The 1,727-nt window shown below is 68.2% G+C and carries 2 protein-coding genes and 1 pseudogene; 2 read left to right on the top strand and 1 reads right to left on the bottom strand.

The window, feature by feature from the left end:
• Positions 1–112, top strand: a pseudogene (locus tag H7965_RS31585) (IS630 family transposase); the annotation flags it as partial.
• 84 nt (positions 113–196) lie between these two features.
• Positions 197–1,276, top strand: coding sequence for an IS630 family transposase (locus H7965_RS29765; protein ID WP_186774080.1), 1,080 nt, complete (start codon positions 197–199; stop codon positions 1,274–1,276).
• Here the strand turns inward: H7965_RS29765 and H7965_RS29760 are convergent.
• The coding region (locus tag H7965_RS29760; RefSeq protein ID WP_261394438.1) for an amidase family protein at positions 1,239–1,727 on the bottom strand (489 nt) is incomplete at its 5' end. The two genes, H7965_RS29765 and H7965_RS29760, sit on opposite strands and share 38 nt — an antisense overlap.

Here is a 1,727-nt window from a genome sequence, read left to right as displayed (position 1 = left end):
CGCCGCGCGGACCATCGACGGGCTCTGGGATGCCATCCGCGACGCCCTGCCACGCTTTACCCCGGAAGAGTGCCGAAACTACTTCACCGCCGCAGGCTATGAACCAGAATGATCGGATTCCGCCCTAGTGGATAGCGCCTGACAGAAGAGTCCCGCCTGGGATTCCGCGCGGGCCTGCGGCATGCGAGTCTGGGGCATGCGCACCGACATCGTGGTTGAGGTGAGTTCTGACGACCGAAAGCGGTTGGCGGCAATCGTGGCGGACCGCAACAGCCCGCAGAAGCACGTCTGGCGGGCCGAGATCGTCCTGCTGACAGCGGACGGCCTCGGCACGGCCGAGATTATGCGCCGGACGGGCAAGGCCAAGACAGCGGTCTGGCGCTGGCAGGAGCGCTTCATGCGTGCCGGGGTGGAAGGCCTGCTGCGCGACAAGACCCGGCCGTCCCGCATCCCGCCCCTGCCGGTGGAGACGGCGGAGCGGGTAGTCGCCCTCACGCTCGCCGGCCCGCCAGGCGAGACCACGCACTGGACGGCCGCGGCGATGGCCGAGGCGGTGGGCATCAGCCCAAGTTCGGTCTGGCGGATCTGGCGCGCGCACGGGCTGCAGCCCCATCGCGTCCGGCGCTTCAAGCTCTCCAACGACCCGCAGTTCGCCGCCAAGCTGCGCGATGTCGTCGGGCTCTACGTCGATCCGCCCGCCCACGCCGTCGTGCTGTCGGTGGACGAGAAGAGCCAAATCCAGGCACTCGATCGCACTCAGCCGGGACTGCCCCTGAAAAAGGGCCGCTGCGGCACCATGAGCCACGATTACATTCGGAATGGCACCACCATCCTGTTCGCCGCCCTCAATGTCTCGGAGGGCACCGTGATCGGCCGCTGTATGCAGCGCCACCGGCACCAGGAGTTCATCCGCTTTCTCAACGCCATAGAGGCCGAGGTGCCCGCGGGGAAAGTGGTCCACGTCATCCTCGACAACTACGCCGCCCACAAGCACCCTAAGGTTATGCGGTGGCTGGGGCGGCACCCTCGCTTTGTCTTCCACTTCACCCCGACCTCAGCGTCCTGGCTCAATGCCGTTGAGGGTTTCTTTGCCAAGCTCACGAAACGGCGGCTCAGGCGAGGGGTATTCCACTCTCTGGTCGCCCTACAGGCCACGATCAACCGCTTCGTCGAGAAGACCAACGAGAACCCGCGTCCCTTCCGCTGGATCAAGGACCCCGACGAGATTATCGCTGCCGTCAGGCGTGGCCACCAGGCAATGAGGGCGCTCCCGTAGCGGGAGCCAGCGTCCCGGGGTGCCTCGCGTGCCAGTCCACCGCCCGCTCGTAGGTGCTGGCGACCCGCAGGACGGTGACCTCGTCCCAGGCGCGGCCCACGACCTGCAGGCCGATCGGCAGGCCGTCCGCCGAGAAGCCGCAGGGCACGGAGACCGCGGGCAGGCCCGTCAGGTTGAACGGCGCCGTGTTGCGCATCCGCGGTCCGGTCAGCGCCGTCTCGTCCTCCTCCGCCCTGCAGGCCGGCAACGGCGTCGTTGGCGTCACTAGCACGTCGAACCGGGCCATCACCTCCCCAAAGGCGGCTTCGATGACCCGCCGCACGCGCTGCGCCTGCAGGTAATGCGCGGCGCTCACCATCGAGCCCGTCTGCAGCGCGCCGCGCAGGGTCGGGCTAAGCAGTTCCGGGCACCGGCGGAGCCGATCGGCATGGTAGGCTGCAGCCTCCGCCAG

It is taken from the genome of Siccirubricoccus deserti, assembly GCF_014283215.1.
Lineage (GTDB): Bacteria > Pseudomonadota > Alphaproteobacteria > Acetobacterales > Acetobacteraceae > Siccirubricoccus > Siccirubricoccus deserti.
Note: the sequence above shows the minus strand (reverse complement) of the source record. Positions and strands in the feature narration are given on the sequence as shown.

What these genes read in the sequence shown, in the direction of transcription:
- H7965_RS29765 (WP_186774080.1), top strand. Translation starts at nt 197, where the DNA reads ATGCGCACCGACATCGTGGTTGAGGTGAGTTCTGACGACCGAAAGCGG.